5 protein-coding genes are annotated in these 5,870 nt (G+C 58.4%); 3 read left to right on the forward strand and 2 right to left on the reverse strand.

Going from position 1 to position 5,870, the window contains the following annotated elements; all coding sequences use genetic code 11:
• Positions 1-236 precede the first annotated feature (236 nt).
• Complete coding sequence (locus tag G485_RS0120745; RefSeq protein WP_240489228.1) at positions 237-941, reverse strand: DNA-binding response regulator; 705 nt, start codon at positions 939-941, stop codon at positions 237-239.
• Positions 942-1,320: 379 nt separating this feature from the next.
• Between G485_RS0120745 and chvE the strand changes: the two genes are divergently transcribed.
• From chvE to mmsB, 3 genes are all read left to right on the forward strand, one after another.
• On the forward strand, positions 1,321-2,415 hold the full coding sequence (gene chvE, locus G485_RS0120750) for a multiple monosaccharide ABC transporter substrate-binding protein (RefSeq protein WP_205620177.1): 1,095 nt from the start codon (positions 1,321-1,323) through the stop codon (positions 2,413-2,415).
• 99 nt (positions 2,416-2,514) lie between these two features.
• Positions 2,515-4,047 (forward strand): multiple monosaccharide ABC transporter ATP-binding protein, encoded by a 1,533-nt coding sequence (gene mmsA, locus G485_RS0120755; protein WP_027094116.1) that lies wholly within the window; start codon positions 2,515-2,517, stop codon positions 4,045-4,047.
• A gap of 5 nt (positions 4,048-4,052) precedes the next feature.
• The gene (gene mmsB, locus G485_RS0120760) at positions 4,053-5,216 is read left to right on the forward strand and encodes a multiple monosaccharide ABC transporter permease (protein ID WP_027094117.1); all 1,164 of its coding nucleotides are present in this window, start codon (positions 4,053-4,055) and stop codon (positions 5,214-5,216) included.
• 153 nt (positions 5,217-5,369) lie between these two features.
• Here the strand turns inward: mmsB and G485_RS30535 are convergent.
• Positions 5,370-5,870: hypothetical protein (locus tag G485_RS30535; RefSeq protein ID WP_035157491.1), on the reverse strand; the 501-nt coding region annotated here is incomplete at its 5' end.

Below are 5,870 nucleotides of genomic sequence, written 5' to 3' on the forward strand. Positions count from 1 at the left end.
CCCCCCCCCCCGCCGCCGGTGCCAAACAAGGGCAAAAACCGGCCTAGTTGGCCACGCACCCCAGCCGCCGGTGCCAAACAAGGGCAAAAACCGGCCTTGTTTGGCCACGCACCCCAGCCACCGGTGCCAAACAAGGCTAAAAACCGGCCTATTCGGCCACGCGCCCCAGCCACCGGTGCCCAACAAGGGCAAAAATCGGCCTAGTTGGCCACGCCCCCCAGCCACCGGTGCCACTTTTAAAGTAACCAATAGTCCCCTACCGCCGGATTCGCAACGTAACTGTAAACTCGCTTGACGCTCGGCTTGGCGGGGAGCAGATACCCCTTCGCAACTAGCGACTTTAAATGCTTGGCTGCCGTTTTTCGATAAATGCCGAAGCTCGACGCGACGTGCTCGGGCTTGATCGATTCCCGGCTTCCGAAGGCCATTCTCGCAATGGCGCTTTCGATCGGGGTTAGCGCCGGCATCGCCTCGAACCCGATTATGCTTCTTTTTCCGAGCAATTGCTGGAGAACTTGTTGGCAGCGGCGGGGCTTCTCCACGATGTCGTCATAAGAGAAGCGAAGCACGAGCCAACCGTCGATCACCAAGTGATTCTGCCGCATCAGGTTGTCGGCAAACTTCCAGCGGTCGACATCGCGCCAGTGCGGCCCGTAACCGTCGATCTCGATGCAAACTTTCATACCTTGAGACAGATAGGCGAAATCCAAGTAGCGCCACCCGTCTTTAAAATCCCTCACTTCATACTCCGGGTAAAGCGCCTCCAGCTTGCCGAACGCAGGCCACCATACCCGAGCCAGAAACATCTGCTCCGCATGGCCGTGATTCGCCAAGCGCAGTTTGGCATCCCCTTTCCCATTCCTCATATGCCGCTCAAGCCATGACGTATAGACCGGCTTCAGTTCCGCCGGCATGCCTTCTCCCGATCCTTGAAGCTTCATTCGATGATCCCTCCGGATCGGCCGTAATAAAACAAAACGCCGCCAACCCCGGCATGAACCGGAGGCAGGCGGCGTGTTCTTCACGACCGATTGTTTATTTGCTAGCAATGATAGCAGTAAATTCGGAGAATATCAAGAAATAAATTCCAAATTGTTGCAGAAGAACGGTAAGGACATGGAGCGGCATCGACAATTCAGCCGGAGGTGGAGAAGCGGCAGCAGCGAGATAAAATCGGATTTTGCAACCGCATACAAAAGTAGATTTTTTGAAAAAAAGTGTTCGATTCCTCGAAAGACGCTCCCCCGAGACGCGTGATAAATTCATACCAGATCATCGAAAGGGGAGTTCAAATTGAGAAAGATCACGATTCTCGCACTCATGCTTGTCCTCGCACTGTCCTTGTCCGCATGCGGCAAGTCGAATAACGGCGGCGGCAGCGGAGACGCCAGCCCGAGCGGCAGCGCCGCGAACGCTGGCGGAGGCAGCAAAGGCACGATCGGTATCGCGATGCCGACCAAATCGTCGGAGCGCTGGGTGAACGACGGCAACAACATGGTGAAGCAGTTCCAGGCGCTCGGCTACAAGACCGACCTGCAATACGGCGAAGACGTTATCGAGAACCAGGTCTCCCAAATTGAAAATATGATCACCAAAGGCGTGAAGCTGCTCGTCATCGCCTCCATCGACGGCGAATCGCTGACGGACGTGCTGCAGAAGGCCCACGACGCGGGCATTCCGGTCATCGCCTACGACCGCCTCATCAAGAAATCCGAATACGTCGATTACTACGCGACGTTCGACAACTTCAAGGTCGGCGTGCTGCAAGGCTCCTACATCGAAGAGAAGCTCGGCCTCAAAGAAGGCAAAGGCCCGTTCAACATCGAGCTGTTCGCAGGCTCCCCGGACGACAACAACGCGACCTTCTTCTTCAACGGCGCCATGAGCGTGCTGCAGCCTTACATCGATTCCGGCAAGCTGGTCGTCCGCAGCGGCCAGACGAAGTTCGACCAGGTCGCCACGCTCCGTTGGGACGGCGGCGTCGCCCAATCCCGCATGGACAATCTGCTGTCCGCGAACTACACGACCGAACGGGTGGACGCGGTCCTCTCCCCGTACGACGGCATCAGCATCGGCATTCTGTCCTCGCTGAAAGGCGTAGGCTACGGCTCCCCCGACAAGCCGCTGCCGATCATTACCGGACAGGACGCGGAGCTCGCTTCCATCAAGTCGATCATCGCCGGCGAACAGACGCAGACGGTGTACAAAGACACACGCGAGCTGGCCAAAGTGGCGGTCAAGATGGCCGACAACATCCTGAACGGCAAGCCGGTCGAGACGAACGATACGAAAACTTACGACAACGGCGTCAAAGTCGTTCCCGCCTACCTGCTCACGCCGGTATCGGTCGACAAGACGAACTACAAGCAAGTGCTGGTCGACGGCGGCTACTACACGGAAGATCAGCTGAAGTAAACGAGCGATACGTTTCGGAAAACGCTTTGCGCTTCGTGGCGGCCGCCCGGCCGTCACGAAGCCGTTTTCCCCCAATCCAGAAAGGCCGGGTGAACGAACATGACGGATTATATTTTGGAAATGCGCGGGATCACCAAAACCTTCCCCGGCGTGAAAGCGCTTGAGAACGTCAACCTCAAAGTCAAGGAAGGCGAAGTGCACGCGCTCTGCGGCGAGAACGGGGCGGGCAAGTCCACGCTGATGAAGGTGCTCAGCGGCGTCTACCCGTACGGCTCGTACGAAGGCGACATTTTGTTCAAAGGGCAGGTTTGCCAATTCAAGGATATCAAGTCGAGCGAAGCGCTGGGCATCGTCATTATTCACCAGGAGCTGGCGCTCATCCCCTATCTGTCGATCGCGGAAAACATCTTCCTCGGCAACGAACAGCAAAGCGCCAAAGGCGTCGTCGACTGGAACGAGACGAACGTGAAGGCCAAGGAGATGCTTGCGAAGGTCGGCCTTCAGGAATCGCCCGCAACGCTCATTCACAACCTCGGCGTCGGCAAGCAGCAGCTCGTGGAGATCGCTAAAGCGCTGTCCAAGCGGGTGAAGCTGCTCATTCTGGACGAACCGACGGCGGCGCTGAACGAAGAAGACAGCGAGAACCTGCTCAACCTCATTTTAACGTTCAAACGGCAAGGCATCGCTTCCATCATTATCTCGCACAAGCTGAACGAGATCGCCAAAGTGGCGGATTCCATCACGATTCTACGAGACGGGAAAACAATCGAGACGTTGGACATGAAGGCGGACGAGGTGACGGAGGACCGCATCATCAAAGGAATGGTCGGCCGGGACTTGACCCATCGCTATCCGGAGCGCGTGCCGAAGATCGGCGAGACGATCTTCGAGGTCAGGAACTGGAACGTCTATCATCCCCAGCACCTGGAACGCAAAGTGATCGACAACGTTCATTTGCATATTCGCAAGGGCGAGATCGTCGGCATCGCCGGCCTGATGGGCTCGGGACGCACGGAGCTGGCCATGAGCATTTTCGGGCGGTCGTACGGGCGCAACATCTCCGGGCAGATTTTCAAAGACGGCAAGGAAGTGCAGCTTCGCACGATCAGCCAAGCCATCGACAACGGCATCGCCTACGTGACCGAGGACCGGAAAAATTACGGCCTCATCCTCATCGACGACATCAAGCGCAACATTTCCATGGCCAGTCTGGGGAAAATCTCGCGGCGTTCGGTCGTAAACGAGAACGAGGAGATCGTCGTCGCCGAATCGTTCCGGAAGAAGATGAACATCAAAACGCCGAGCGTCCGGCAGCTCACCGGCAACCTGAGCGGGGGCAACCAGCAGAAGGTCGTGCTCAGCAAGTGGATTTTCTCCGGACCCGACGTGCTCATTCTGGACGAACCGACCCGCGGCATCGACGTCGGCGCCAAATACGAGATTTATACGATCATTAACCAGCTGGCGGCGGAAGGGAAGGGCATTCTGATCATCTCCTCGGAGCTTCCCGAGATTCTCGGGATGAGCGACCGGATCTACATCATGAGCGAAGGCCGGATCACCGGCGAAGTGAACCGCGAAGAAGCGTCCCAAGAGACGTTGATGAAATACATGACCAAAAGCAGGGGGTAATACGGATGGGCGCTATCAAGAATCTTTTCAAAAACAATATCCGGCAGTACAGCATGATCGTGGCGCTGATCGTCATCACACTGCTGTTCCAGCTGTTGTCCGACGGCATTCTGCTCAAGCCGCTGAACGTCACGAACCTGATCCAGCAGAACAGCTACATTCTCGTGCTGGCGATCGGCATGGTGCTCGTCATCATTACCGGGCACATCGACTTGTCGGTCGGCTCGGTCGCCGCGTTCGTCGGAGCCATCTCCGCCATTATGATGGTCGACCACCACATGCCGTTCTGGGCCGCCCTCATTCTGTCGCTGCTGATCGGCGCGGCGGTCGGCGCTTGGCAGGGCTTCTGGATTGCCTATGTGCGAATCCCCGCGTTTATCGTGACGCTCGCCGGGATGCTGCTGTTCCGGGGGCTGACGATGGTCGTCCTGAACGGCCAGTCGATCGCTCCGTTCCCGAAGCTGTTCCAGAAGATGAGCTCGGGCTTCCTTCCCGACATCGACGGCAACGGCTCCATTCATACGCTGACGCTGATCATCGGCGTCGTGCTGTCGCTGCTCACGGTCGTGCAGGAATTCCGCAACCGCCGCACGCAGCGGAAGTATGAGTTCGACGTGCTGCCGATGCCTTGGTTTATCGCCAAGCTGGTCGCCATCGTCGCCGTTATCAACGTATTTACGTATGTGCTGGCGGAATACAAGGGCATTCCTTTCATTCTCATTATTTTGTTTGTGCTTGTCGTCGCCTATTCGTTCGTGATGAAAAAGACGGTGATGGGGCGCCACACCTACGCCATCGGCGGCAACGAGAAAGCGGCGAAGCTGTCGGGGATCAAGACGAAGCGCGTTACGTTCTGGGTTTTCGTCAACATGGGCGCGCTGGCGGCCCTGTCCGGATTGATCTACGCGGCGCGCTTGAACGCGGCGACGCCGAAGGCGGGCACGAATTTCGAGCTGGACGCGATCGCGGCCTGCTTCATCGGCGGCGCTTCGGCCTCCGGCGGCATCGGGACGGTCATGGGCGCGATCATCGGCGGTCTCGTCATGGGCGTCATGAACAACGGGATGTCGCTGATCGGCCTCGGCATCGACTGGCAGCAAGGTATCAAAGGCTTGGTGCTGCTGCTCGCGGTCGGGTTCGATATTTACAACAAGAACAAGACGGCTTGACGGATGACAAAAAAGCAGGGAAGGTGCGGGCGCGCCTTCCCTGCTTTTTTTGGAGTGCGGATCGGCGAAAGAGAGGAACGGGGTTCCTTACATTTGCGCGGGGTGCCGCGAATCCGTCAAAGAGAGGAGGTTGGTTCCTCACTTGCTCGCGGTTTAGATTGTGTACAGCTCGAGAATGACGGAGCTGTTCGGCTCGGCCGGCAGGTTCAACTGGGGCGTCGGGATCACCTGGCCGTTGTAGCGAATTCGGACGGCAACGTTGTCCGCGATCCGGATGCCGGTGACGGAGACGATTTTGCCGCCGGGTCCGAAGGTGACGTACCCTGTCGATTGAAGCGCCTGCCGGATCGTCATCCCCGGAAACGTGGAGACGTAGGCCGATTCCCTAGCGTCGGGGAAGGCGAAGCCGCCGTTAATCTGGATGGTAATGTAAGCGGCGGACGGTTGCTGAACCGGCGGTGCTTCGGGAACTCCCGGCGTGGTCGACAGCGGCCGGATGGGCGGAGGCGGGAACGTTCCGGGCGGGAAGGTCACCGGCGGACGGGGCGGCGGGAACGTTCCGGGCGGGAAGGTCACCGGGGGGCGCGGAGGCGGGAACGTTCCGGGAGCCCCCGGCACGCCTCCGGGGAAGCCGCCGCCTCCGGGGAAGCCGCC

Origin of the sequence: Cohnella thermotolerans DSM 17683 (assembly GCF_000429825.1) — a bacterium.
Classification (GTDB): domain Bacteria; phylum Bacillota; class Bacilli; order Paenibacillales; family Paenibacillaceae; genus Cohnella; species Cohnella thermotolerans.

Coding starts and splice junctions, on each gene's coding strand:
- mmsA (WP_027094116.1), top strand. CDS start 2,515: ATGACGGATTATATTTTGGAAATGCGCGGGATCACCAAAACCTTCCCC.
- mmsB (WP_027094117.1), top strand. CDS start 4,053: ATGGGCGCTATCAAGAATCTTTTCAAAAACAATATCCGGCAGTACAGC.
- chvE (WP_205620177.1), top strand. CDS start 1,321: ATGCTTGTCCTCGCACTGTCCTTGTCCGCATGCGGCAAGTCGAATAAC.
- G485_RS0120745 (WP_240489228.1), bottom strand. CDS start 941: ATGAAGCTTCAAGGATCGGGAGAAGGCATGCCGGCGGAACTGAAGCCG.